The organism is Trichococcus sp., assembly GCF_049684335.1.
Taxonomy (GTDB): domain Bacteria; phylum Bacillota; class Bacilli; order Lactobacillales; family Aerococcaceae; genus Trichococcus.
On sequence record NZ_JBAVFV010000041.1, the window covers coordinates 1 to 25,377 of the forward strand.

The window sequence follows — 25,377 nt, forward strand, 5'->3', positions numbered from 1 at the left end:
ACATAGTACACGTTTCGAAAAAAAAAAGCTAGACCGATCTTTTCCCTTGTAATAAAGATGAGGTATGTGTAAAATAGGAAAATGAAAAAATGATTACACGACGGTGTGAGGTTTTTTTAACTTTATAGCGAAAGAAGAGATGATTTTTATGACAGTTGCTAAAGATTATATTGAAAAAGTCTATAAAAAGGTTGAAGACAGAGGCCCTCACCAAAAAGAATTCTTACAGGCGGTAAGAGAGTTGTTCGACACGATCGAACCAGCTTTGGAAAAGAATCCGCACTACATAAAATGGAACATCCTTGAAAGAATGGTAGAACCTGAACGCACCGTTTCCTTCCGTGTTCCTTGGATGGATGACAAAGGGGACGTTCAAGTCAGCAAAGGCTTCCGTGTCCAATTCAATTCAGCAATCGGACCATACAAAGGCGGTTTGCGTTTCCACCCGACCGTCAACGAAAGCATCCTGAAATTTTTAGGTTTCGAACAAATCTTCAAAAACAGCCTGACCGGATTACCGATCGGCGGCGGTAAAGGTGGATCTGATTTTAATCCTAAGGGCAAAACGGATGCAGAAGTGATGCGTTTCTGCCAATCCTTCATGACTGAGCTGCAAAGACACATCGGTCCTACTTTGGACGTCCCTGCTGGCGATATCGGTGTCGGAGGACGCGAAATCGGCTACATGTATGGCCAATACAAACGCTTGAACGGCGCTGAGACAGGCGTTCTGACCGGTAAACCGGTGGTCATGAACGGAAGTTTGGCTCGTACAGAAGCGACGGGATACGGTCTAGTCTACTATACACAAGAAATGCTGAAAGCGAACGGAAAATCGTTTGCCGGCCAAAAAGTGGTAGTATCCGGAAGTGGAAATGTTGCCATTTATGCTATCCAAAAAGTTCATGAATTTGGCGGAACCGTTGTGGCGTGTTCCGATTCCAACGGATATATCTACGATGAATCAGGTATCGATGTTGCATTGCTTCAGGATATCAAAGAAGTTCGTCGCGAAAGATTGACTGCCTATGCTGCCGAAAAAACGACAGCGGTATATAAAGCTGGCAGCGTGTGGGACTTCGATCTGAACTACGATATTGCCTTGCCTAGCGCAACCCAAAATGAAATCGACAAAGAACAAGCTGAAAGATTAGTCAAAGCTGGCGTTTATTGTGTCAGCGAGGGCGCAAACATGCCGAGCACTCTGGAAGCTGTAGAAATCTATGCGGACAATAACATTTTTTATGGGCCGGCAAAAGCAGCCAATGCAGGCGGAGTAGCGACTTCCGCGCTGGAAATGGCGCAGAACAGTGCCCATAGTCATTGGACATTCGAAGAAGTCGACGGCAAGTTGCAAGAGATTATGGCAAACATCTTTAAGACAGCTGAAAAAACAGCTGAAGAATATGGCATACCAGGCAACTATTTAGCCGGTGCCAACATCGCGGCGTTTGTGCAAGTTGCCGATGCTATGATTTATCAAGGTTTAGTTTAAAATAAGTTTCAGCATAAATTTTTATAAAAAAGGTTATTTCTTAATTGAAATGGCCTTTTTTCTTTATTTTTGAGAGGAGTGCACATGCGTTTTAATCCTATTTTCATAGTGATGAGATTGTGATTTCGTGAATGAATGGAATAGCGGGCTGAAAGCCGCGAAAAAATAGCAAACTGGTTATGAAAAAGTGCTGAAACTGGTTATCCCAAAAAGGGTAGTTATAATAAAAAGACTGTTATACTTTTGAAAGCCTATTCCATCAATGATTTACAATTTTAATAGAAACAGTTTTCGTGGAGTTTTAATACAGAGTCTTTGTGTCTGATTGCGGCAATCTGTAAACATACATAATAATAATGAATCAATAATAAAACACAGATACAAAAACAATGTTCGTTACATACTGAACAAAACACTGATGTTAAACGCTTACAATTAAGTAGCAGCCGATATTCTGTGCACAAAATATGAAAACTTTCCTTTTGCCTTGCATATATCTCGGATGCGTGGTAAATTATTCATGTAACAACTGTGAATTGATACAGTTGAATTCATCTGTATAAACCTCATCGACAGAGATGAAATATCAAGGAATAGAGAGGAAAGTGTTAGCATGGCTACAAAACAAACAAAAATCGACATTGACGCATTATTAAGCAGCACGAACACAGATTTTCGCATGGTCCAAATCATGGATGAAGAAGGGAATATTGTAAACCCTGACCTTATGCCAGATCTTTCTGATGAACAATTGGTTCAATTCATGACAGATATGGTATGGTCCAGAATTTTACATGAACGTTCAACTGCGTTGAATCGTCAAGGTAGATTAGGCTTCTATGCGCCGACAGCCGGTCAAGAAGCAAGCCAATTAGGAAGTATCGCAGCAATCGAGAAGGAAGATGTTTTGTTGCCTGGTTACCGTGATGTTCCTCAACTGGTCAAACACGGTTTGCCGTTGACGCAAGCTTTCCTTTGGTCAAGAGGCCACGTGGATGGCAATAAATACGCTGAAGATATCAAAGCTTTACCACCACAAATCATCATCGGCGCACAATACGTGCAAGCTGCCGGAGTCGCGTTGGGCTTGAAGAAACGCAATAAGAAAAATGTAGCGATCACATATACTGGTGACGGCGGAAGCTCTCAAGGGGATTTCTATGAAGGCATCAACTTTGCCGGGTCCTACAAAGCACCTGCTTTGTTCTTCATCCAAAACAACGGATGGGCGATTTCAACACCTCGCCACGTGCAGACCGCTGCTCAAACTTTGGCACAAAAAGCTATGGCTGCCGGAATCCCTGGTATCCAGGTAGACGGAATGGACATGCTGGCTGTATACGCCGTAACTAAAAAAGCAAGAGAATATGCTGTTGCAGGAAATGGCCCTGTATTGATCGAAACAATATGCTACCGCTTTGGTCCACACACTTTATCAGGTGATGATCCAACGCGTTACCGTGACACTGCTGAATTGGAAGGCTGGCAAGCAAAAGACCCATTGATCCGCATGCGTAAATTTTTGACGGCAAAAGGTTTATGGTCTGAAGAAAAAGAAAATGAAGTAATCGAATTAGTCAAAGCAGAAATCAAAGATGCCATCAAGGAAGCTGACCAAGCTCCTAAACAAAAAGTATCTGACTTCTTGAAGAGCATGTTCGAAGAACCTAACCAAACTATGGCAGAACAAATCGCGTACTACGAAGCAAAGGAGACTAAATAATCATGGCACAATTAACTATGATCCAAGCCATCACTGATGCGCTTGCAATTGAACTTGCAAACGATCCAAACGTTTTGATCTTCGGAGAAGACGTTGGTAAAAACGGCGGTGTATTCCGTGCGACACAAGGACTTCAAGAAAGTTTCGGTGAAGACCGCGTGTTTGATACTCCTTTAGCTGAATCCGGTATCGGTGGTTTGGCATTCGGTTTGGCATTGGAAGGTTTCCGTCCCGTTGCGGAAATCCAATTCTTCGGTTTTGTATTTGAAGTAATGGATACAGTTGTAGCGCAAGCTGCACGTACACGTTACCGCATGGCAGGCACGCGTAATCTGCCTATCGTTTTCCGCTCTCCTTTCGGTGGCGGTGTGCATACACCTGAATTGCACTCGGATAACTTGGAAGGCTTGATGGCTCAATCACCTGGTTTGAAAGTGGTTATCCCTTCGAACCCATACGATGCAAAAGGTTTGTTGATTTCAGCTATCCGCGACAACGATCCCGTTGTCTTCTTGGAGCACATGAAATTGTACCGTTCATTCCGTGATGAAGTTCCTGAAGAAGCGTACACTGTTCCTATCGGCAAAGCTGCCATCACAAAAGAAGGATCTGACGTGTCCGTCATCACTTACGGCGCTATGGTCCGCGAAGCCATCAAAGCTGCAGAAACACTTGAAAAAGAAGGTATTTCGGTTGAAGTAATCGATTTGCGTACTGTTGCTCCACTGGATGTCGAAACGATCATTGCCTCTGTACAAAAAACGGGCCGTGTCGTAGTAGTCCAAGAAGCACAGCGTCAAGCTGGTGTGGGCGCAATGGTCATGTCCGAAATTTCTGAACGTGCAGTGTTATCGTTAGAAGCTCCTATTGGACGTGTAGCTGCTCCGGATACTGTCTTCCCGTTCGGTCAAGCAGAAAACATTTGGTTACCGAATGCTACTGATATCGAGAACAAAGTAAGAGAAACTTATCATTTCTAAGAGCTGAAAGCTTGAACAAATACAATTCCATATCCAAGAGAATTGTATTTGTTCGCTTTTGTGCGTCGGAAATCCAAAAATAGACAAATGAAGGGAAGTTAAGAAAATGTCTTTTAAATTCAAGTTGCCTGCTCTAGGCGAAGGTATCATGGAAGGTGAAATCGTTTCTTGGTCAATCAAAGAAGGCGACACCATCAATGAAGATGACACATTATTAGAAGTACAAAATGATAAATCAGTCGAAGAAATCCCGTCCCCAGTAACCGGGAAAGTCTTGAAAATTGTTGCACCAGTAGGTACGGTTGCAGTCATCGGTGATGTATTGGTGGAAATCGATGCACCAGGTTATGAAAATGAAGGCGCTGAAGCTCCTGCAACAGCTGTAGCGCCAGCAGCACCTGCAGCACCTGCAGCACCTGCAGCTTCAACCGGAGGACTGTTCCAATTCAAGTTGCCTGCTTTAGGCGAGGGTATCATGGAAGGTGAAATCGTTTCTTGGCCCATCAAAGAAGGCGATATGATCAATGAAGATGATACATTGGTTGAAGTGCAGAACGACAAATCTGTTGAAGAGATTCCATCGCCTGTTACAGGCAGAGTAGTCCGCATCGTAGCGCCAGTAGGCACAGTTGCAGTCATCGGCGATGTATTGGTGGAAATCGATGCACCAGGCCAAAACGGCCCGGCTGCAGCAGCCGCAGCACCAAAAGCAGCCGCAGCACCTGCCGCAGCTTCAACTGCACCAGCATCATCAGGCGTGGTTGCAGCAGCAAATCCTAACAAGCAAGTTTTGGCTATGCCATCCGTCCGTCAATACGCACGCGAAAAAGGCATCGACATCACTGCAGTTGCACCGACTGGAAAAGGTGGTCGTGTACTGAAAGAAGATATTGATAACTTCAGCGGAGTAGCTCCAGTGGCAGCAAAAGCTGTGGCTCCAGCAGCGCAAGCTCAAGCTTCGGCACAAGCGGCAGTCCAAGCGGCTCCAGTAGCGGCAGCTGCCCAAGCAACACAAGTTGCAGCGCCAGCTCAACCATTCACATCCACTATGGGCGAAGCGGAAACACGTCAAAAAATGTCTCCGATGAGAAAAGCGATTGCGAAAGCAATGGTCAACAGCAAGCATACAGCGCCTCACGTAACCTTGTTTGATGAAGTTGAAGTGTCCAAATTATGGGATCACCGCAAGAAATTCAAAGATGTTGCTGCAGCACAAGGAACAAAACTTACTTTCTTGCCGTATGTCGTTAAGGCTTTGGCAGCGACTGTACGTGACTTCCCTATTCTGAACGCTTCAATCGACGACGCTGCTCAAGAAATCGTATTGAAGAACTACATCAACATCGGTATCGCTACAGATACAGACAACGGTCTATACGTACCGAACGTTAAAGATGCAAATACAAAAGGCATGTTCAAAATTGCCGATGAAATCAATAACATGGCAGCTCAAGCCCATGACGGCAAACTGGCAGCTGCGGATATGAGAAACGGTTCTGTTACTATCAGCAACATCGGTTCTGTTGGCGGCGGATTCTTCACGCCAGTCATCAACTACCCTGAAGTGGCCATCCTAGGTGTTGGAACGATCGCACAACAAGCTATCGTCAATGCAGAAGGCGAATTGGCAGTCGGTCGCGTTATGAAACTTTCATTGAGTTTCGACCACCGTATCGTTGACGGCGCAACTGCTCAAAAAGCAATGAACAACATTAAGAGATTATTGGCTGATCCAGAATTATTATTGATGGAAGGGTGAGAATAGACAATGGTAGTAGGCGATTTCGCAGTTGAATTAGATACAGTTGTTGTTGGAGCAGGACCTGGTGGCTATGTAGCTGCCATCCGCGCTGCACAATTAGGACAAAAAGTAGCAATCATCGAAAGAGAATGGATCGGAGGCGTTTGTTTGAACGTCGGTTGTATCCCTTCAAAAGCTTTGATTTCTGCTGGACATCATTATCAAGAAGCTTTGGATTCCTCTGTTTTCGGTATCACAACTGAAAATGTGAAACTGGACTTCTCGAAAACACAAGAATGGAAAGACAATAAAGTCGTCAAAACATTGACCTCCGGTGTCGAGTACTTGCTGAAGAAAAACAAAGTTGAAATCATCCGTGGAAATGCATTCTTCAATGACGGAGAAACATTGCGTGTCTTCACCGAAGATGCAGCACAAACATATACTTTCAAAAATGCGATCATCGCTACTGGTAGCCGTCCAATCGAAATCAAAGGTTTCAAATTTGGCGGACGCGTCATCGATTCCACTGGTGGATTGAATTTGACTGAAGTTCCTAAAAAATTAGTCATCGTCGGTGGCGGTGTCATCGGTACTGAACTGGGCGGAGCATACGCTAACTTAGGCGCTGAAGTGACTATTCTTGAAGGCTCTCCACAAATTTTGCCGACATTCGAAAAAGATATGGTTAAATTTGTTGAAAAATCATTCCAAGAAAAAGGTGTTACAGTCGTCACGAAAGCAATGGCTAAAGAAGCTGTTGATAACGGAGACAGCGTAACGGTTAAATATGAAGCAAACGGTAAAGAGGAAGTTATCGAAGCTGACTATGTGATGGTTACTGTCGGTCGCCGTCCGAATACGGATGACCTAGGACTTGAAGTAGTTGGAGTTGAAATGACTGAACGTGGCTTGGTTAAAGTTGATAATCAAGGCCGCACAAATGTAAAACACATTTTTGCGATCGGAGATATCGTTCCAGGTGCTGCATTGGCTCATAAAGCTAGCTACGAAGCTAAAATTGCGGCTGAAGCAATTGCCGGACATCCTTCTGCCGTTGATTACCGCTCTATGCCAGGGGTTGCTTTTACGGATCCTGAATTAGCGACCATCGGTTTTACCGCTGCTGAAGCGAAAGACAAGGGTCTGGACGTAAAAGCATCTAAATTCCCATTATCAGGAAACGGCCGTGCTTTATCGTTGAACCAAACAGAAGGCTTTGTCCGTTTGGTTACGACAAAAGAAGATAACGTTCTTGTCGGCGCGCAAGTTGCCGGTGTGAACGCAAGCGAAATCATCGCTGAGCTTGGTTTGGCGATTGAAGCTGGAATGAACGCGGAAGATATCGCGTTGACAATCCACGGTCATCCATCATTATCCGAAACAATCATGGACGCTGCCGAATTGGCTTTGGGTATGCCAATCCACATCTAATTCCAAAATAGTCACAAGTAGAGAGAATCCGGGTCCGGATTCTCTTTATTTTTTTTGTCATGTATAATATAGTAGAAACAGGAATCAGATGGAGGGAATAATATGCAACATTACGACTATCCGTTCGAAGTGGAGTGGTCCAAAGAGGAAATCGTCAAAGTCATCTCTTTATGGAATGCGGTCGAGCGTGCTTATGAAAGTGGAATCAGCAAAGAAGATTTTATGCAGGCTTACCGTGAATTTAAGACGGTGCTGCCTTCAGTCGGTCAGGAAAAGAAATACGGCAATCAGTTCGAGAAAGAATCTGGTTATTCTTTGTACAAAGTGCTGCAGGAAATAAAGAAAAGCGAAAAAAGCAAAATTTTTCTAGGGGAGCGTTAAATGACTGGATAAGTCGCAGATTGAAGAGTGGCAGAAGGGGGGAGCCGGATGGATCAGATCGATAGAAGACATAGCCTGATCAAGTCTTGGTTGCATGAAGCTGCAGACTTGCTGCGGGAATCTTTCAACAAGGAGCTTGAAATTAAAGAAAAAACATCGCGAACGGATCTGGTGACAAACATGGATCGAGAAATCGAGGTGTTCCTGTATGAGAAAATCACTGCGCATTTCCCGGCTGAGCGCATTTTGGGAGAAGAAAGCGTAGGGCATGATATACGGGATCTGGAAGGGATTGTCTGGATCATCGATCCGATTGACGGCACCCTCAATTTCATCAAGCAGAGAGCAAATTTTGCCATCATGATCGGTATCTATGAAGATGGTGTCGGTCATTTGGGATATATTTATGATGTCGTAAGGGACGAGCTTTATTTTGCCGTTCGCGGCAATGGGGCGTATTGCAATGATCGGAGGCTGCCGATGGTGGAGGAGTTGCCTTTATCGGAAGGGTTGGTCGCAATCAGTAACCGATTGGTGGTCGCAGATGCAGATGAAGCGCGCAGAATCGCAAAAAACAGCAGTGGTTTGCGCGTCAATGGCTCTGCAGGCTTGGAAACGGCATGGGTTGCTTCCGGCAAATTGATAGCTTATATCGCTCCTTCCTTAGCTCCATGGGACATCGCTGCAGGATTGGTCATAGCCGAAGAGGTAGGTTTGATCTATAGACAAGTTACGGGAGAAAAAATAAACCTGCTGCAGTATAATGCGGTGATTGTCGCCAACAGATATGCTTTCCAGGAGATCCGGAACGAATGGCAATGAGTGTCAGAATCTCATTAAGATTAAAATAAAGTGGACAAGATACAGAATAATGTATTTTGTTCACTTTTTTTTGGTTCACGAAAGATGTCAGGATTCATGACATCAAAAGGCATGATTTAAACGATTTTATTCACTTGTGTTGAAAAATGAAATTACTTTTCTCAGAAAGAGAATTAGATTAAAAATAGTAAATGTGAGAAAAAATCAAAAAATGATAAATAAATGAGTATATAAGAGCCTTTTTAATGATGATTCATGAGGGTGAATCTCATTTTAGGAGTGATTGGAAGCAACTCTCTCATTTTTTCTAATGAAAAACCTTACAAACTCATGTAAGGTTTTTCTGATTGTTCGCGCGTCCTTGCGGTATTTTTTTTATTTAAAACATTTACATTTGATTAAATTATGGTTATAATTTTCGTATTAAGTGAGTTGAATGTGAAATAGATGATAAATGGGGGTTATACAATGTCAGATTTTAATCAAAATGCCATAGCTTCTTTTAGTTTAAATGGTCATCAGTATGAGTACTATAAATTAAAAAAATTAGAAAACAATGAAAAAATAAAAATCGCTAAACTGCCTTACTCGATCCGAGTTCTGCTTGAATCATTGTTACGTCAGGTAGGAGAAAGCGGCATCAAGGAAGAACATGTTGTCACTTTATCTAACTGGAGTGCAACAGAAACGAACGAGGGCGAAATACCTTTCAAACCTTCCCGCGTTATCCTGCAGGATTTCACAGGAGTGCCGGCAGTCGTTGACTTGGCTTCCTTGAGAAAAACAGTCTTTGATTTAGGCGGAGATCCAGCGATCATCAATCCGGAAGTGCCGGTTGATCTGGTCATCGATCACTCCGTACAAGTCGATAACTTCGGATCCCCGCAAGCCTTAATCGCTAACATGCGCATGGAATTCTTGCGCAATCAGGAACGTTATCAATTTTTGAGTTGGGCGCAAAAAGCATTCGACAACTATCGCGCTGTACCGCCTGCTACTGGTATCGTACACCAAGTCAATATTGAATATTTGGCATCAGTCGTCACCGAAAAAGCAATCGATGAAAACAGAAGCTTAGTTTTTCCTGACACTTTGGTGGGTACGGATTCGCATACGACGATGGCAAATGCGCTTGGCGTATTGGGCTGGGGAGTCGGCGGAATCGAAGCGGAAGCCAGCATGCTTGGCGAGCCTTCCTTCTTCCCTGTTCCTGAAGTCGTAGGTGTACGCTTCATCAATTCATTGCAGGAAGCAGCTACCGCAACCGATTTGGCATTGAAAGTCACCCAAAAATTGCGTGAAATGAAAGTAGTCGGAAAATTTGTCGAATTCTTCGGTCCGGGATTATCTTCCATGACATTGGCGGATCGTGCGACAATCGCCAACATGGCGCCCGAATATGGTGCGACCTGCGGCTTCTTCCCGGTTGACGATGAAGTGCTTAACTACTTGACGTTGACAGGCAGAGACGAAAAACATGTTTCTATAGTAGAAGAATACGTTAAAGCAAATGATCTTTACTATCGCGTTGAGGATCCGGAACCGGAATATACCACAGTCGTTGAAATCGATTTGAGCACAATCGAGGCGAATGTTGCAGGACCGAAACGCCCTCAAGATCTGGTGCCGGTATCGAAATTGAAAGAAGATTTCCAAAGGTCCTTGGTTGCGCCGAAAGGCAATGCCGGATTTGGATTGTCCGAAGATGAAAAAGAAAAAGAAGTCTCGCTGATCCTCGATGGAGAAGAAGTGAAGATGAAAACAGGCGACATTGCGATCGCGGCCATCACAAGCTGCACGAACACATCGAATCCATACGTAATGTTGAGTGCCGGATTATTGGCGAAAAGAGCAGTGGAGTTGGGACTGAACGTTCCGAAATACGTCAAGACTTCGTTGGCACCCGGATCAAAAGTAGTCACTGCTTACTTGGATAACGCCGGGTTACTGCCTTATCTGGAAGAACTGGGCTTCAATACAGTTGGCTACGGCTGTACGACCTGCATCGGAAATTCAGGGCCGCTTTTGCCTGAAGTGGAAGAAGCAATCAAAAACAATGACTTATTGGTTTCAAGCGCATTGAGCGGAAACCGTAACTTTGAAGGACGGATCCACGCATTGGTCAAAGCCAACTACTTGGCATCACCGCCTTTGGTAGTCGCTTATGCTTTGGCAGGCACGATGAACATCGATCTGAAAACCGAGCCGATCGGTAACGGAAAAGATGGTCAACCCGTCTACTTAGCTGATCTGTGGCCGGAAAGACACGCTGTCGAAGCGATGATCCGTGATTTTGTGACACCTGAGATATTCAAAGAAGAGTATCTGCATGTGTTTGATGACAATGCTGAATGGAATGCGATCGAAACGAATGACGACGCTTTGTACCAGTGGGAAGAGGGATCGACTTACATCGCAAATCCGCCATTCTTCGAGAATTTATCGCCTGAGCCGAAACCAATCGTATCTTTGAATGGGCTATCGGTATTGGGTAAATTCGGTGACTCGGTTACGACCGATCACATTTCCCCTGCAGGAAGCATCGACATCAGCACACCAGCTGGTCAATATCTGTCTTCTAAAGGCGTGGGCGTCCGTGATTTCAACTCATACGGCGCAAGACGCGGAAATCATGAAGTCATGATGCGCGGTACGTTGGCGAATATGCGTATCCGCAATCAACTTGTATCCGGCAAAGACGGCGGTTTCACGATTTACTGGCCGACCGGCGAAGAGATGAGTATCTTTGATGCATCAGAAAGATACCGTCAAAACGGAACCGGATTAGTGATTTTTGCCGGGGACGATTATGGGATGGGTTCATCCCGCGATTGGGCTGCCAAAGGTGTCAAACTACTTGGGGTCGAAGCAGTCATCGCCAAGAGCTATGAAAGAATCCACCGTTCGAATCTTGTGATGATGGGCGTATTGCCTTTGCAATACCAGGCAGGCCAAGATGCGGAAAGTTTGGGACTGGACGGATCGGAAAAAATCACGATCGATTTGAACGATAGTGTCGGCATCCATGCAGAAATTCCGGTGACGGCAGTCAAATCAGATGGCCAAGAAATCAAATTCACGACCATTGCCCGTTTTGATTCTGAAGTGGATATGACTTACTACCGTAACGGAGGCATCCTGCCGATGGTGATCCGTAAAAAAATGGGGCTTGCTTATTAAGCAGCAAGCCTTCCAATTTGCTGAAGAGAGGTTTTTGAGAGGAGAGAAAAATCATGGAAGTACATAAAGGATTAGCAGACGTTGTCGTATCAGAAACCTCCCTAAGCGCAATTGTTGAGGGACAATTATCCTATTCAGGATATAATATCGACGAATTAGTGGAAAAGGATGCATCGTTTGAGGAAATCATCTTTTTGTTGTGGAATTCAAGAATGCCTGACCGGGAAGAATTTGCGCAGTTAAAGCACGATCTTCACACGCATATGGCCTTATCTGAAAGTGTCATTGCTTGCCTGAAAATCCAGTGCCGCCAAAATTTGCACCCGATGAGTGTATTGCGCACGACTGTCTCACTATTGGGTGTATTCGATCCGTATGCGGAAGATATGGACGAACGTTCTGTCTATATTCAAGCAATCTCGATACAAGCAAAAATTCCGACGATTGTAGCCGCATTCGCGCGATTACGCAAAGGTTTGGATCCGATTGCGCCACGTGAGGACTTGTCGTTCGGAGCCAATTTCCTGTATATGTTGACAGGCGAAGAGGCGAATCCGGATTTGGTCAGAGCGTATAATCATTGTTTGGTACTCCATGCCGATCACGACCTTAACGCATCAACCTTCACTGCACGCGTTGCAGCTTCTACGCTGACGGATGTCTATTCTTGTATCACCGGTGCTATCGGAGCTCTCAAAGGCCCCTTGCATGGTGGCGCAAATGAGCGCGTATTCGATATGCTCTCTGAAATTGCTGAATCAGACACCAGAGATGTTCCGGGCTATTTGAAATCAAAATTGGACAATAAAGAAAAAATCATGGGATTTGGGCACCGTGTCTACAAGACGGAAGATCCCCGCAAAAAACATTTAAAACGCATGGCTAAGGAATTGACTCAGGAATTCGGAAAAGAAGATTTGTATGACCTTTCCTGCGAAGTAGAGGACTATCTATTGAAGGAAAAAGGCTTGATTCCGAATGTGGATTTCTACTCGGCCACTGTTTATCACTGCTTCGGGATAGAACATGACCTCTTCACATTATTGTTTTCAATGAGCCGTGTTTCTGGGTGGTTAGGGCATGTGTTTGAACAAAAGCGTGAAGCTACCTTGATCCGTCCGCGTTCAAAATACGTGGGAGCCGTTAACCTGACTTACATCTCTTTATCCGAAAAAGAAACTATTGGAGGTACTGCACAATGACAGTTGGCGAAAAAATTGTTATGAATGAAACAGGGTTGCATACACCTGATTTTCCGATTATCCCTTTCATTGAAGGAGATGGCATCGGTCCAGAAATTTGGCAAGCATCCAAAAAAGTATTTGAAGCCGCAGTTGAAAAAGCTTACGGCGATTCCCGGAAAGTAATTTGGAAAGAAGTGCTGGCAGGTGGTAAGGCTTTCGATTTGACCGGTTCTTGGTTACCTGACGAGACCATGGATGTTATCCGTGAGCATTTAGTGGCCATCAAAGGACCACTGACGACACCGATCGGCGGAGGAATCCGTTCCTTGAACGTCGCTTTGCGTCAGACGTTGGATCTGTTCGTCTGTCTGCGCCCTGTCCGTTATTTCGAAGGCGTGCCGACGCCACTGAAAGAACCTGAAAAAACCGATATGGTCATCTTCCGGGAAAATACCGAAGATTGCTACGCGGGGATCGAGTTTGAAGCGCAAAGCGAAGAGGCAAAACGAATCATCGAGATTCTGCAGACCCAATTCGGCGTAGACAAAATCCGTTTCCCTGAGACATCAGCAATCGGCGTCAAGCCAGTTTCGATCGAAGGATCGGAACGCTTGATCCGCAGCGCCATCCAGTATGCATTGGCAAATGGACGTACTTCCGTGACGTTGGTCCATAAAGGCAACATCATGAAATTCACAGAGGGCGGCTTCAAAAAATGGGGCTATGCTTTAGCTGAGCGCGAATTCGGCGATAAAGTCTTCACTTGGGCCCAATACGATGCCGTAAAAGCTGCAGACGGCAGAGCGGCAGCGGATAAAGCTTATGAAGACGCTATTGCGGGAGGCAAGTTGATCATCAAGGACCGGATCGCTGACATCTTCCTACAGGAAATTTTGATGAACCCTGAGAACTATGACGTCATCGCTACATTGAACCTGAACGGTGACTATATTTCTGATGCGTTGGCTGCTCAAGTGGGCGGAATCGGGATTGCACCGGGGGCTAACATCAATGAGGACACTGGACATGCCATTTTCGAAGCAACACACGGCACTGCACCGGAATATGCCGGTTTGGATGAATTGAATCCTTCCTCAGTGTTGTTGTCTGGCGCCATGATGTTCGAGTACCTCGGCTGGAACGAAGTTAGCGACTTGATCACCCGTGGCATCGAAAAGACGATTGCCAACAAAACGGTGACACGCGATTTCTATTATCTGATGAAGGACGAAGCTGCCCAAAAAGTCAGCTGCTCCGGATTTGCGGAACTGGTCATCAAAAACATGTAGGAAGCAATGAAAAAAACAGAGGCATAATCATTCTGGATTATGTCTCTTTTTGCGCATAAATCCATAAAGAAGGCAGGGCCCTGAATCCGTGCTGGCCACGGGCATCCAAGGCGGAGTGACATCCGAAAGAAAAACTTTTTCAAGAAAGCCGTTACATTGAACTTTTTTCTTTCCAAATGGTTCCGGAGGTGATAGACTGGACAAGTTGATAGTTGTCTTCATGAGTTTTCAGCGGGTTTTCACCTATTCCGCAAACGAAAACTGATGGGAAGTTCAAATTCAGAATTGTGATCGACTATATAATGGCAGTAGCAGTTGGCATATCAAACAGCAGTGAAAAACAAGTAAAATTTTGGAGGAAAACAACAAATGGAATTTAGAAAAGATATTCGTAATGTTGCAATCATCGCCCACGTTGACCATGGTAAAACAACATTAGTAGATGAATTGTTGAAACAATCGGATACATTGAACGCTAGAACTGAGCTTATGGAACGCGCAATGGACTCCAACGATCTTGAAAAAGAACGCGGGATCACGATCTTGGCGAAAAATACAGCCGTACAATACAAAGGTACACGCATCAACATCATGGATACTCCAGGCCACGCGGATTTCGGTGGAGAAGTTGAACGTATCATGCGTATGGTTGATGGTGTAGTGCTTGTTGTCGATGCTTACGAAGGTACGATGCCGCAAACGCGTTTCGTATTGAAAAAAGCTTTGGAGCAAAAACTGATTCCTATCGTCGTAGTAAACAAAATCGACAAACCGACTGCCAGACCAGCTGAAGTTGTTGATGAAGTTCTGGAATTATTCATCGAATTGGGCGCTGATGACGAACAATTGGAATTCCCGGTTGTCTATGCTTCTGCAATGCATGGTACTTCAAGCATGTCAGATGATCCAACTGAACAAGAAGATACAATGGATAACGTTTTTGATGCAATCATCGAACACATTCCAGCTCCAATCGACAACTCTGCTGAACCATTGCAATTCCAAGTAGCTTTACTTGACTATAGTGACTTTGTTGGCCGTATCGGTATCGGACGCGTATTCCGTGGCACAATCAAAGTTGGGGACCAAGTATCCTTACTTAAATTGGATGGCACATCCAAGAATTTCCGAGTATCAAAACTGTTCGGTTACTTTGGTTTGGACCGTATCGAAATCGAAGAAGCAAAAGCGGGCGATTTGATTGCCATTTCAGGTATGGAAGATATCTTTGTTGGTGAAACAGTGACTCCTGTTGATCATCGTGAAGCTTTGCCGGTTCTGCATATCGACGAGCCTACATTGCAAATGACTTTCCTTACAAACAACTCTCCTTTCGCAGGCCGTGAAGGTAAATGGGTCACTTCCCGTAAAATCGAAGAGCGTTTGATGAAACAATTGCATACGGACGTATCTTTGCGTGTTGATCCTACCGACTCTCCTGACGCTTGGGTCGTTTCCGGACGTGGTGAATTGCACTTGTCCATCCTGATTGAAAACATGCGTCGTGAAGGTTACGAATTGCAAGTATCCCGTCCAGAAGTTATCATCAGAGAAGTTGATGGCGTAAGATGTGAGCCGTTTGAACGTGTTCAGATCGACACCCCTGAAGAATACATGGGTTCCGTAATCGAAACAATCAGCCAACGCAAAGCTGAAATGCAGGATATGCAAAACAGCGGCAATGGCCAAGTCCGTATCATCTTCCTAGTTCCATCTCGTGGACTGATCGGTTACTCTACTGAATTCTTATCCATTACACGCGGTTATGGTATCATGGCTCATACGTTTGAAGCGTACTTGCCAGAGTTGCCAGGCAAAATCGGCGGACGCAGCAAAGGTGCGCTTGTCTCTACTGAAACAGGCAAAACAACAACCTACGGCATCATGGGCGTAGAGGATCGTGGAACGATCTTCATCGAACCTGGTGTGGAAATTTACGAAGGTATGATTGTCGGCGAAAATGCCCGCGACACCGATATTGCTGTTAACATCACAAGAGCGAAACAAATGACGAATATCCGTTCTGCAAATAAAGATTCTACAAACGTGATCAAACGTCCACGCTCATTGACGCTGGAAGAATCGCTTGAATTCATGGGAGAAGATGAATATTGCGAAGTGACGCCTGAAAGTGTACGCTTGCGTAAACAAATCTTAGACAAAAATGAACGCGAAAAATCTGCTAAACGCAAGAAAAAAGCAGAATAATCCGAAAGTAAATTCTGGAAAAGGGTCCTTGGCAACCATTGCCGCGGGCCTTTTTCTCTTCATTACTCTGGAATCCGCTGGGGGATGAATGGCTGTAGGCGTCGACTTATTTGTTTGGTATAATAGACTTGAAAGACCATACAATTTTTGTATCAACCGCAAGGAATGCGGAGTAATTCAAGATAGAATGAAGTAATTTTTGAGGGGAGGAATTAAAATGGATAGCATCAACAAAACGACTGCTTTGGAAATCTTGATGCAGGATGCTGAAAAGATCTACAAATTAATCAATAGCCAAAAAGAACACCTCTGCTTTGCGAACTGTCCCGCCTTTGAGGATGTAGTGGATACGCAAATGTACGGATTCTCACGTGAAGTCGATTATGCCGTAAAATTGGGAATCATCTCGAAAGAAGAGGGACACAAGATATTGAGTGATTTGGAGGCTTCCTTGAATGCCATGTATACGAACTATTTTGATCAATCGAAAAGCGATTCCGCCGACAAAGGGGTTTAGTTGTCTACATGATTAAAAATGCAATCAAGAAAAAATTCTCCTACATGGATTGGCGTCTACTGATCCCATACATCATCCTGTCAGGTTTCGGGATACTGATGGTCTACAGTTCCAGCAGTTACCGTGCCATGACGGATTACAATAATTCGGAACATTTCTTTTACAGGCAAATGTTATTCGCTGTCCTGGGTTTGTTCGGTGCGCTGTTTGTTTCATTTCTCTCAAAACGTCTGCTCAAGAATGAAAAGTTGCTGACGTATGTTTTGTTTGGTCTTTTCGGTATCTTGGCATACCTTTTGCTTTGGCCGGGTACGGCAACAAAAGGGGCGCGTGGTTGGATCTACATTGGATCTTTCGGATTCCAGCCCGCCGAGTTCATGAAATTGAACCTGATCCTTTACTTGTCCTGGTTCATTTCCAAACACCAGTCTCGTATCAATGATGTTTTTTACGAAACGATGAAGAAACCGCTCCTGATAACGGCGGCGGCAGTGGTAATGGTGTTCTTGCAGCCCGATCTCGGCGGAGCTGCCATCATTGCTTTTATCTGCCTTGTGCTGTTCCTTCATAGTGGGGTCAAGGTCAAATATGGGGTAATGATTTTTGGGGCAATCGGGACGATATATGGACTGATCATCGTCGTGGTGAAAACATTCGGAAGCAGCATCCCGTTCTTCCAGTCCTATCAGATGGAAAGAATCACGTCATTCATCGATCCGTTTGCCGATATAAAGGATTCCGGCTACCAAGTGGTTAATTCGTACTACGCTTTAAGCAGGGGCGGTCTTTTCGGTGTAGGCATCGGGGAAAGCATCCAGAAGTCAGGCTATTTGCCGGAACCCCACACCGATTTCATATTGTCCATCATCGGGGAAGAGTTGGGGTTGGTGGGTGTCGCATTCGTTATGGTACTGTTTTTCTATATGGTCTATCGTATTTTTAAGAATGCGATCAAAATCAAAGATCCGTTTGCCCAGCTTGTCTGTATCGGAATCGGTACTATGTTCCTGGCTCAAGGAGTCATCAATGTTGGGGGTGCGACCGGACTTATGCCATTGACTGGAGTCACCTTTCCGTTCGTCAGCTATGGAGGATCCAGTTTGTTGGTATCCGCCGTTTCGATTGGACTGGTCAATAATATGCACATTAACGATCAAATTTCTAAACAAGCAATATAAGCAAGGGAAAAGAGCCGGAAAACCGGCTCTTTTTTTTGAATGGAGTCTTCGATTCCGCAACTAGCGGATGCCCGGAAAATCAGCCGCCGGAAAGCTTATCGTATCGAACAAAAATAGAGTATAATAGGATTTATTGTGGTATTCTGTGCCATCTTGAACGTTGAGAAATCACAAGGAGGGATAGGGATGAAATTTTCCATTAAAGTAGTGTCACTGTTCATTTTGTTCATTTTCATAGCCTATGCGCTCCCTCTCTATGTGGATAATGGAGAACGAGCCACGCCGCCTGCAAGCGTCGCGAGGAACGAGCAAGCTTCCATTGATGAAAATGAAGGGTATCCTTTGCCGGTAACGGGTTATGAATCCTACATCGGTCAGCCCATTGCCGCCTACACGGCCAAACACGGGGAGCCGATTCGCGTCGGTAAAGCCTACGGAGATAGTGAGTGGTGGGTATTCGGAACAAATGCAAACGACTACATCCAAATAGGCGTCAAGGATGATATCATCCGCTCTCTGTATATTTTGGGAAATAAAATCGAAACGGGCATGTACACAATCGGCATGACGCAGGAAAATGTACTCGATGAGGGTTACTTGGCACGGGATTTCCAACTTACTGTCGGCGATACACCGTATGAGCTATCACTGTCTAAAAAACAAAAAAAATTGACGCCGTTGATTCAGTTCGAGAATGACAGCTTTGTGATTTTGCTGTTTGATGACGTGACAGAAACGGTGTATGGGATGTACTTCCTTTCGAATGAGGCGCTGCTGGATTTGGAATATTATTCCGTCGTCTCAGACGAATCCTATGAAGTAGAACGTGGCGACTGGGAACGAAGCGTTACTGCGGATGAGGAAAATGTCCTGCAAATCAAAAGCATATTAGGCGTATTGCGGGAACGCAGAGGTTTGACGATGTTTCAGGAATCTGAAGAGTTGATTGCGGCTGTGGCTGACCTTATGCCAAGTGAAGCAGGCATTAATGACTTTACGGCAGCCTACACTTTATCGGATCAACGTATCGATAAAAAATTAGCGGAAGTTGTCCCCGATGCGCGAACGGGCTTTGCCTTTGATGACGAATGTTACAGTGTTCCCGCTCTCTTCCTTAGGCTGCTGCAAGAGGATAATGTCATTTTTGATGACTATCTGACGCGCTACGCTGTTGCAGGAAATGAGCATTACCAATTGATTCTTTTGAGCGAATAGAGTGTGTAGACCGATGAAAACAGTTGAGTCGCCCGTTATTTCAAGCTATACTACAAAGTAGACATCATCAAAACACACAAGGCAGGGGAAACAGATGATCATCAATGAAGCGTACTTTGCGTTGGAAGACCAAACGTTCCGGCTTGTGGAAGCAATCTGTAGCGGAGAAACTATGTCATCTTATAAGGAAATGAAGCGTCTTCTGGCAAAAAATGAAGAGGCTAACGCTAAGATAAGGGCATTTAATGAAGCGAAAGAGGTATATGAGCGGGTGGAAGCCTACCCTGACTTTGCGCCGGATTATGCGGAAATCAAACAACGCGTTTACCAAGCGAAGAGAATTATGGACTTGGATGAATCCGTCTATCGCTTTCGTGCAGCGGAACGTGAATTACAAGTGCTTTTGGACAAAGTTTCCGAGAGATTGGCGCATGCCATTTCACCGAATATATTGGTTTCTGCAGGGGACCCATTTTTTCAATCAGGGGATTCAAGCATGCCTGCAGCTTGTCAGATACATATTTCCAGTAGGGGGTAAACACATGAGTTTAGAAGTGACCAAAAGGCAGGGAATCGTTGTCTGGGTTTATACATTGAGACAGATAAAAAATTTGAAAAGATATGGTTATATCCATTATGTTTCCAACAGAATGAAATATGTCTTATTGTACGTCGATCAAGAAGAGGCGCAGGCCACAGCAGAAAAATTGAACAGTCTGCATTTTGTCCGGAAAGTGGAATTGTCGCATCGTCCTGAAATCGACATGACCCTGAAGAATGCTCTTCCTGACAGGAAAGACCGCAGTAATCTTGAATCGGAATACAACGTGTCCGCTTTTGAAACGAAAACTTATTCTTTTTAGAAAACATACCGAAATAAAAAATATTTGTTTGTAGGTGAGGACAGATGCGAGTTATCGCAGGAGAATACAAAGGACGCAGATTAAAAAGCGTTCCTGGCAGCAATACACGCCCGACGACCGACAAGGTTAAAGAATCCTTGTTCAATATCATCGGTCCGTTCTTTGATGGCGGAATCAGCCTGGATATGTTTGCAGGCAGCGGTGGTTTATCGATCGAAGCGGTTTCCCGTGGGATCGACAGAGCGGTAATGTTCGAAAAAAACCGCAAAGCGCTTGACACAATCAGGGAAAACATCGCAGTGACGAAGGAAGAGGAAAAATTCACTATTTATGCAGGGGATGCGCGAAAAAATCTTCGTGTCTTCGCCTCGGAAAATCCGAACACACAATTTTCTTTGGTTTTTCTTGATCCGCCTTATGCTGAAGAAAAAACGGTGGCTGATATCACTGAAATGATTGCCTTGCAGTTGGTCAACGAAGAAACCGTATTTGTCTGTGAAATGGCAAAAGAAAACACCTTGCCTGAACAGATCGGGCCATACGAAAAATGGAAGCGTGCCGTTTATGGAACCATCGCTATCGAAATGTTCGACTACAATCAGGAAGGTTGATTCCATGAAAAAAACAGCACTATTTGCGGGGAGTTTTGACCCTTTGACAAACGGGCATATCGATACGATTTCTCGCGCAGCCCTTGTTTTCGACGAAATCGTTGTTGCCGTATCGACCAACACATCCAAGCAGTCTTTATTTGACGGTGAACAAAGAATTCAGTTGGTTGCCGAAGCTTTGCGTGACCTTCCACAGGTCCTTGTCATCCGCCATACCGGTGGGCTTACGATTGAAATGGCAAGGGATGTGGGTGCCTGTGCGCTTTTGCGCGGAGTGCGAAACGTAAAGGACTTCGAGTATGAACACAGCATTGCCTCGATGAACAAACTGCAGGCTCCAGATTTGGAGACGGTGATTCTGTTTTCTTCGGAAAATTATCGCTACCTCAGCTCCAGCCTGATCAAAGAAGTCGCGATGTTCGGCGGGGATGTATCCACCTTGGTGCCGGACAACATCAACACCGCTATCCTTCAGAAGTTCAAGAACAGCGCATTCAAGGGTAAAAAAATATCGGAATGAACCGAACCTGTGCATAAGGTTGGGAGAGGGGCCACTGGTTCCTTTCCTAACCTTTTTATTTTGCTGACCAAGTGGAGAAATATTTTCGGAATGCTGAATGTTTCTGTGTCTTTTCGCGTATGTTGTCAATGGATGCGAAAGGAGGGATAGCTTGGATGCTATTCGGGAATGGCTTGCTTGCCATAAGCATGAAGCGATTAGATTTGCCGTTTTGTTTTTATTTCTTGCTGTGGGTCTCTTTGGAGTAGGTAGATGGATGTATGGCAATACAGCAGAAACCGGCACGGGGGAACTGCAGTTGGATGAGACCTATCTGGCGGTAAGCTCTGCTGAGTCAAACAATTCGTCAGAGCACCCGGAAGAGTCGGAGCCAATCCAGGAAATCATCATCGTCGACATCAAAGGAGCCGTAGAAAATCCAGGTGTATACCAGGCGGAAGCTGATATGCGCGTCATTGACATAATTGACTTGGCGGGTGGCTTGGGTGAAACGGCTGATGCCGACACAGTGAATCTGTCCCAGCGCGTGAAGGATCAGATGGTGATCTATATCCCTGCTGTCGGGGAAGAATCCAATCGTCCTATTGTAGCGCCGGAAAACACGCTGACTGGACAAGAAACTGAAAATGAAGAGGCTGAAGCCGATAAAGTGGACATCAATACGGCAGATGCGGTGTTGCTGCAGACATTGAACGGGATTGGTGAAAAAAAAGCTGCGCTCATCATTGCGTACCGTGAGGAGAACGGCTCTTTCCAGACGATCGAGGAAATAATGGAAGTTTCAGGAATCGGTGAAAAAACCTTCGAGGGGTTTAAAGATCTAATCATGGTCGGAGCAAAATAAAATTGAATCAAGGGAGCGGCTCTTGTATACTTAAATTTATATATGGATGGAGGTTACTGCATGGAAAGAATTCCTTGGAATCAATATTTTATGGCACAAAGCGTGCTGCTCTCGCTGAGGAGCACTTGTAAACGGTTGGAGGTCGGTGCCACAATCGTCAGAGACAAACGTATCATTGCCGGAGGATACAACGGGAGTGTTTCCGGCGACGTCCACTGCATCGATGAGGGCTGCTACGTCGTGAACGGGCACTGTGTCCGCACCATCCACGCGGAAATGAATGCAATCCTTCAGTGTGCCAAATTCGGCGCCCAGACCGAGGAAGCGGAAATATATGTAACACATTTCCCTTGCCTGCAATGCACAAAAATGATTTTGCAGGCCGGCATCAAGAAAATCTACTATTTGGAAGACTATCATAATGACTCTTACGCCGTCCATCTTTTGGATGCAATGGACATTCCGTATGAACAAGTCCCCCTCGATCCGGATTATTTTTCTCAATTACTGAAACGAAAAGAACAATCAGATGATGGCTCTGCTGCTTGTTGCGGTCATCATGACGACTGACCATTAAAGGCTACCTGCTTTTGCCTGCCTTGCTCGTCTTCCCGATAACTATTATCGGGTTCGAAAAAAATAATTTTTTTGCATGGGTACTGCTCATCGCCATTTTGGCGCGCCTTTTCTTTATGCAATCCAAGGTTCTGAATGTCATTGCTGGCGCGGTGGTGACCGCAAGTCTCTTAAGCTTGCTTATCCACTATTGGTCAGGTGAATCTGAGTTTACTGCTCAGAAGGCAGAATCGATGGGAACCGCTACGCTGCAGTTGGATCCGAACGACATGCGGATCAACGGCGATTTATTGACAGGGGAAGCCCTGCTGCAATCGGAAGGTAAGGAAGAAAAAGTTTATTTCTACTACACGATCGAAACAGAAGAAGAAAAGTTCAACTGGGAACAACAGCGATTTCCCCAGCGGGTCATTGCCAAAGTCCGTTTGGAGGAGCCGGAAGCTGAGCGGAATCTGTACCAATTTGATTTTGAAGATTATCTGAATGCGAAAAGCATCCATTGGATCGTCACGATTGAAGCGATGCAGTTTCGGAGCGAGGATCGTTCGTTCTGGTCTTGGCCAAGCAACATCAGGAGATCCATCATTTTGATGTTGGAGAAGTTGCCTGCCATCCAGACGACCGACTATATTCAAACAATGTTATTCAATCAATCGCATGCTATCGCGGGAGATACATTGGATGCCTATCGTGGAATCGGGTTATTGCATCTTTTTTCGATTTCTGGAATGCATATTCAGCTGTTGTTGTCCCAGATGCGCTTTATCCTGCTGCGGCTGAAAGTCAGCCATGAGAGCGCAGACAAGCTGCTGGTTGTATTTTTAATCGCTTATGGTGTATTGACGGGGTGGGGAATCGGTGTCTTTCGGGCTATCTGTACGCATTTTATCCTTTTGATGGGGAAAATAACCGGCCAACGGGTCGAAGCGAAAGATGCCTTTGCGCTTACGGTGATGATTGCTGTTTTATATAATCCGTTGCTGATCTATTCGGCAAGTTTTCAATTGAGCTATCTTCTTGCAGGGGTATTGTATTTCGTGGCTCCAGCAAGTGCGGAATGGAAAATGAATGGGCTATTCAAGGATATTTGCTTGACGGCCCTGATGACATTGGCGTCCTTTCCTGTCGTCGCTTATCATTTTTTTGAGGTTTCCTGGCTAGGGATCTTTGTGAATGTGATCTTTTCATTCTTTTTTTCTTGGTTGCTTTTTCCGCTGTTTTGGTTGTTATTCTTTGCGGTGCTTTTTTTCCCGGAAACCCCGTTGCTGGGATTGCTTTGCGCAGTGTCCGACAAATTGCTCACCCTATTGGAAACCTTCGCTGGAGCAGCCGCGGAGTTGGAGTTTGCGTCACTTGTTACTGGGAGACCGCCTACCTTTTATTTTGCGTTGGTCTGGATCGCCTTGGTGCTGCTCTTGATGAGTGTTGAAAAAAAACAAAGGAATATCCGTATGCTCTGTTTCCTAGTGGCTGCGGTCGGTTTGTTTTCGTTTGCCCACCAACTTAATCCTTCGGGAAAAGTTGTCATGCTTGATGTGGGGCAGGGGGATGCCATTCTGATCATAACGCCGTTTCATCGTCGGGCCGTTCTGATCGACACGGGCGGCATGCTGACTTTTGAAAAAGAAGCTTGGCAAGTCCGGGAAAAAGCGACCACCGCCGGAGAGAAGCTTGTGTCGATCATAAAAGCGGAAGGCGTGAAAAAATTGGACAGGGTCTTTCTCACACATGCCGATCAGGATCATGTCGGTTCGCTGCGTGAACTCGCCGAAGGCTTGCCGATCGATGCGGTTTATTTTCCTAAAGGAGCGGAAGGGAATGCGGCATTCGCAGCTGTGCTCCTTGAACTGCAAAGTCAGCATCAAGTGGGTTTCTACCCGCTATTAGGGAACGTGGATTTAAAGATGGATGCTGATTTTGTTTTTCACATCCTGGCACCTTTATCTCCGGGTGAAGGCGGAAATGAGGATTCATTGGTCATCCAAACAAGCATAGGCGGTTTGGACTGGCTGTTCATGGGCGATCTCGGAGAAGAAGGAGAAGATTTGCTGATACGCGATTATCCGGATTTGAAAACCGATATCCTTAAATTAGGTCATCACGGGAGCGCAACATCCAGTTCGGAAGGCTTCTTGGATCATGTCCAACCTAAAGTGGCCTTGATATCCTCAGGGAAAGAGAATAGGTACGGTCATCCGGATGCGGAAATCCTTGTACGCCTGGAATTGCGGAATATCCCTATATTTCGCACGGATCGACAGGGCGCTGTCCACTTCCTATTTGGGTCAGGGGAAACCGAATGGCGAACCATTTTGGTGAACAAAAAATAAAAATGATGAATGGTGGTCCAAACGTGAATTATACAACGGAAATGTCCAAAATAAAAAAAGGCCAGCTTCAGCCGGTCTATTTATTTTTGGGCAAAGAAGATTTTTTTATAGAAGAAGCGAAGCAATTGTTGCTGCAGACGGTGGTTGACGAAGCCGACAAGGACTTGAATGTAGGCATATTCAATATGGATGGGACACTGTTGGATCGGGCTCTTGAAGATGCGGAGTCGTTGCCGTTTTTTGGGGAAAGGCGTTTGGTCATCATCGAAAACCCGCTTTTTTTGAC

22 protein-coding genes are annotated in these 25,377 nt (G+C 45.1%); all 22 read left to right on the plus strand.

The window, feature by feature from the left end; all coding sequences use genetic code 11:
* The first annotated feature begins 148 nt into the window (after nt 1-148).
* Nucleotides 149-1,495 carry an NADP-specific glutamate dehydrogenase gene (gdhA, locus tag WBM30_RS07230; protein ID WP_424900065.1) on the plus strand — a complete coding sequence of 449 codons (1,347 nt, stop codon included), beginning with the start codon at nt 149-151 and terminating at the stop codon, nt 1,493-1,495.
* 613 nt (nt 1,496-2,108) lie between these two features.
* On the plus strand, nt 2,109-3,218 hold the full coding sequence (gene pdhA, locus WBM30_RS07235; protein WP_424900066.1) for a pyruvate dehydrogenase (acetyl-transferring) E1 component subunit alpha: 1,110 nt from the start codon (nt 2,109-2,111) through the stop codon (nt 3,216-3,218).
* 2 nt (nt 3,219-3,220) lie between these two features.
* A complete protein-coding gene (locus tag WBM30_RS07240) occupies nt 3,221-4,198 on the plus strand; it encodes an alpha-ketoacid dehydrogenase subunit beta (RefSeq protein WP_086985345.1) in 978 nt (325 codons plus the stop codon).
* A gap of 106 nt (nt 4,199-4,304) precedes the next feature.
* Nucleotides 4,305-5,957 (plus strand): 2-oxo acid dehydrogenase subunit E2, encoded by a 1,653-nt coding sequence (locus WBM30_RS07245; RefSeq protein WP_424900067.1) that lies wholly within the window; start codon nt 4,305-4,307, stop codon nt 5,955-5,957.
* A 9-nt stretch (nt 5,958-5,966) separates the two neighbouring features.
* Nucleotides 5,967-7,373 carry a dihydrolipoyl dehydrogenase gene (gene lpdA, locus WBM30_RS07250; RefSeq protein WP_424900068.1) on the plus strand — a complete coding sequence of 469 codons (1,407 nt, stop codon included), beginning with the start codon at nt 5,967-5,969 and terminating at the stop codon, nt 7,371-7,373.
* 102 nt (nt 7,374-7,475) lie between these two features.
* A complete protein-coding gene (locus tag WBM30_RS07255) occupies nt 7,476-7,754 on the plus strand; it encodes a UPF0223 family protein (RefSeq protein WP_424900069.1) in 279 nt (92 codons plus the stop codon).
* A gap of 48 nt (nt 7,755-7,802) precedes the next feature.
* Nucleotides 7,803-8,576: an inositol monophosphatase family protein gene (locus WBM30_RS07260; RefSeq protein ID WP_424900070.1), complete on the plus strand. Its 774-nt coding sequence runs from the start codon at nt 7,803-7,805 to the stop codon at nt 8,574-8,576.
* 468 nt (nt 8,577-9,044) lie between these two features.
* Nucleotides 9,045-11,756, plus strand: a complete 2,712-nt coding sequence (acnA, locus tag WBM30_RS07265) for an aconitate hydratase AcnA (RefSeq protein ID WP_424900071.1) — start codon at nt 9,045-9,047, stop codon at nt 11,754-11,756.
* A 53-nt stretch (nt 11,757-11,809) separates the two neighbouring features.
* Nucleotides 11,810-12,958, plus strand: coding sequence for a citrate/2-methylcitrate synthase (locus WBM30_RS07270; protein WP_424900072.1), 1,149 nt, complete (start codon nt 11,810-11,812; stop codon nt 12,956-12,958).
* Nucleotides 12,955-14,229, plus strand: a complete 1,275-nt coding sequence (icd, locus tag WBM30_RS07275; RefSeq protein WP_424900073.1) for an NADP-dependent isocitrate dehydrogenase — start codon at nt 12,955-12,957, stop codon at nt 14,227-14,229. The genes WBM30_RS07270 and icd overlap by 4 nt, the downstream gene beginning before the upstream one ends.
* 369 nt (nt 14,230-14,598) lie before the next feature.
* Entirely contained in the window at nt 14,599-16,437 is a 1,839-nt protein-coding gene (typA, locus tag WBM30_RS07280; RefSeq protein ID WP_424900074.1) for a translational GTPase TypA, read from the plus strand.
* Nucleotides 16,438-16,654: 217 nt separating this feature from the next.
* The gene (locus WBM30_RS07285; RefSeq protein ID WP_424900075.1) at nt 16,655-16,954 is read left to right on the plus strand and encodes a DUF1507 family protein; all 300 of its coding nucleotides are present in this window, start codon (nt 16,655-16,657) and stop codon (nt 16,952-16,954) included.
* An 8-nt stretch (nt 16,955-16,962) separates the two neighbouring features.
* Entirely contained in the window at nt 16,963-18,132 is a 1,170-nt protein-coding gene (gene ftsW / locus WBM30_RS07290) for a putative lipid II flippase FtsW (protein ID WP_424900076.1), read from the plus strand.
* 186 nt (nt 18,133-18,318) lie between these two features.
* A complete protein-coding gene (locus tag WBM30_RS07295) occupies nt 18,319-19,347 on the plus strand; it encodes a CAP-associated domain-containing protein (RefSeq protein WP_424900077.1) in 1,029 nt (342 codons plus the stop codon).
* 94 nt (nt 19,348-19,441) lie between these two features.
* Nucleotides 19,442-19,885 (plus strand): YlbF family regulator, encoded by a 444-nt coding sequence (locus WBM30_RS07300; RefSeq protein ID WP_424900078.1) that lies wholly within the window; start codon nt 19,442-19,444, stop codon nt 19,883-19,885.
* Between the two features lie 4 nt (nt 19,886-19,889).
* A complete protein-coding gene (locus WBM30_RS07305) occupies nt 19,890-20,210 on the plus strand; it encodes a YlbG family protein (protein ID WP_424900079.1) in 321 nt (106 codons plus the stop codon).
* A gap of 44 nt (nt 20,211-20,254) precedes the next feature.
* The gene (gene rsmD, locus WBM30_RS07310; RefSeq protein WP_424900080.1) at nt 20,255-20,821 is read left to right on the plus strand and encodes a 16S rRNA (guanine(966)-N(2))-methyltransferase RsmD; all 567 of its coding nucleotides are present in this window, start codon (nt 20,255-20,257) and stop codon (nt 20,819-20,821) included.
* A 4-nt stretch (nt 20,822-20,825) separates the two neighbouring features.
* Nucleotides 20,826-21,341, plus strand: a complete 516-nt coding sequence (gene coaD / locus WBM30_RS07315; RefSeq protein ID WP_424900081.1) for a pantetheine-phosphate adenylyltransferase — start codon at nt 20,826-20,828, stop codon at nt 21,339-21,341.
* Nucleotides 21,342-21,597: 256 nt separating this feature from the next.
* Nucleotides 21,598-22,185, plus strand: a complete 588-nt coding sequence (locus tag WBM30_RS07320; RefSeq protein ID WP_424900082.1) for a helix-hairpin-helix domain-containing protein — start codon at nt 21,598-21,600, stop codon at nt 22,183-22,185.
* Nucleotides 22,186-22,245: 60 nt separating this feature from the next.
* Nucleotides 22,246-22,755, plus strand: a complete 510-nt coding sequence (locus tag WBM30_RS07325; protein WP_424900083.1) for a ComE operon protein 2 — start codon at nt 22,246-22,248, stop codon at nt 22,753-22,755.
* Nucleotides 22,756-22,994: 239 nt separating this feature from the next.
* The gene (locus WBM30_RS07330) at nt 22,995-25,091 is read left to right on the plus strand and encodes a DNA internalization-related competence protein ComEC/Rec2 (RefSeq protein WP_424900084.1); all 2,097 of its coding nucleotides are present in this window, start codon (nt 22,995-22,997) and stop codon (nt 25,089-25,091) included.
* Nucleotides 25,092-25,114: 23 nt separating this feature from the next.
* Nucleotides 25,115-25,377: DNA polymerase III subunit delta (locus tag WBM30_RS07335; RefSeq protein ID WP_424900085.1), on the plus strand; the 263-nt coding region annotated here is incomplete at its 3' end.

Excerpts from the sequence above, each read along its gene's own strand:
- icd (WP_424900073.1), top strand. The coding sequence starts at position 12,955 with ATGACAGTTGGCGAAAAAATTGTTATGAATGAAACAGGGTTGCATACA.
- WBM30_RS07320 (WP_424900082.1), top strand. The coding sequence starts at position 21,598 with ATGTATGGCAATACAGCAGAAACCGGCACGGGGGAACTGCAGTTGGAT.
- ftsW (WP_424900076.1), top strand. The coding sequence starts at position 16,963 with ATGATTAAAAATGCAATCAAGAAAAAATTCTCCTACATGGATTGGCGT.
- WBM30_RS07330 (WP_424900084.1), top strand. The coding sequence starts at position 22,995 with ATGGGAACCGCTACGCTGCAGTTGGATCCGAACGACATGCGGATCAAC.
- WBM30_RS07295 (WP_424900077.1), top strand. The coding sequence starts at position 18,319 with ATGAAATTTTCCATTAAAGTAGTGTCACTGTTCATTTTGTTCATTTTC.
- WBM30_RS07270 (WP_424900072.1), top strand. The coding sequence starts at position 11,810 with ATGGAAGTACATAAAGGATTAGCAGACGTTGTCGTATCAGAAACCTCC.
- WBM30_RS07305 (WP_424900079.1), top strand. The coding sequence starts at position 19,890 with ATGAGTTTAGAAGTGACCAAAAGGCAGGGAATCGTTGTCTGGGTTTAT.
- acnA (WP_424900071.1), top strand. The coding sequence starts at position 9,045 with ATGTCAGATTTTAATCAAAATGCCATAGCTTCTTTTAGTTTAAATGGT.
- WBM30_RS07325 (WP_424900083.1), top strand. The coding sequence starts at position 22,246 with ATGGAAAGAATTCCTTGGAATCAATATTTTATGGCACAAAGCGTGCTG.
- lpdA (WP_424900068.1), top strand. The coding sequence starts at position 5,967 with ATGGTAGTAGGCGATTTCGCAGTTGAATTAGATACAGTTGTTGTTGGA.
- WBM30_RS07255 (WP_424900069.1), top strand. The coding sequence starts at position 7,476 with ATGCAACATTACGACTATCCGTTCGAAGTGGAGTGGTCCAAAGAGGAA.
- coaD (WP_424900081.1), top strand. The coding sequence starts at position 20,826 with ATGAAAAAAACAGCACTATTTGCGGGGAGTTTTGACCCTTTGACAAAC.
- WBM30_RS07300 (WP_424900078.1), top strand. The coding sequence starts at position 19,442 with ATGATCATCAATGAAGCGTACTTTGCGTTGGAAGACCAAACGTTCCGG.
- gdhA (WP_424900065.1), top strand. The coding sequence starts at position 149 with ATGACAGTTGCTAAAGATTATATTGAAAAAGTCTATAAAAAGGTTGAA.
- WBM30_RS07285 (WP_424900075.1), top strand. The coding sequence starts at position 16,655 with ATGGATAGCATCAACAAAACGACTGCTTTGGAAATCTTGATGCAGGAT.
- WBM30_RS07240 (WP_086985345.1), top strand. The coding sequence starts at position 3,221 with ATGGCACAATTAACTATGATCCAAGCCATCACTGATGCGCTTGCAATT.
- WBM30_RS07245 (WP_424900067.1), top strand. The coding sequence starts at position 4,305 with ATGTCTTTTAAATTCAAGTTGCCTGCTCTAGGCGAAGGTATCATGGAA.
- typA (WP_424900074.1), top strand. The coding sequence starts at position 14,599 with ATGGAATTTAGAAAAGATATTCGTAATGTTGCAATCATCGCCCACGTT.
- WBM30_RS07260 (WP_424900070.1), top strand. The coding sequence starts at position 7,803 with ATGGATCAGATCGATAGAAGACATAGCCTGATCAAGTCTTGGTTGCAT.
- rsmD (WP_424900080.1), top strand. The coding sequence starts at position 20,255 with ATGCGAGTTATCGCAGGAGAATACAAAGGACGCAGATTAAAAAGCGTT.
- pdhA (WP_424900066.1), top strand. The coding sequence starts at position 2,109 with ATGGCTACAAAACAAACAAAAATCGACATTGACGCATTATTAAGCAGC.